Here is a 253-nt window from a genome sequence, read left to right as displayed (position 1 = left end):
GAGCCTTTTGCCATCCATTCAAAGAAAGCAATTTTGCTGACATTGATAAGCCTGCCCCTGCGGAACGCCGGAAAGCTGGGTGTGTGTACCAGCTCATAGGCGCTCGCTCTTGAAATTCCCATAATCCGCTGAATGTCCGCCACATCCAGAACCAGCGGTAAATCCTCGTAGCTGTTCAATCTCTTTTTATCGTTCATTCTGTTCCTCCCATAAATCAAATAGGTTAAAATGCTTCCTGTTGCCGTTCTCCCCC

Annotated in this window: 1 protein-coding gene; it reads right to left on the bottom strand. The window is 47.8% G+C overall.

The genetic code is table 11. The features are described 5' to 3' along the window. The coding region (locus DWW60_RS13355) for a helix-turn-helix domain-containing protein (protein WP_147341867.1) at nucleotides 1-197 on the bottom strand (197 nt) is incomplete at its 3' end. Nucleotides 198-253: the final 56 nt, after the last annotated feature.

This window comes from Coprococcus sp. AF16-22, assembly GCF_003461545.1.
In the GTDB taxonomy this organism is placed as follows: domain Bacteria; phylum Bacillota; class Clostridia; order Lachnospirales; family Lachnospiraceae; genus Coprococcus; species Coprococcus aceti.
The sequence above is the reverse complement of the archived record's forward strand: the minus strand, read 5'-3'. Positions and strand labels throughout refer to the sequence as shown.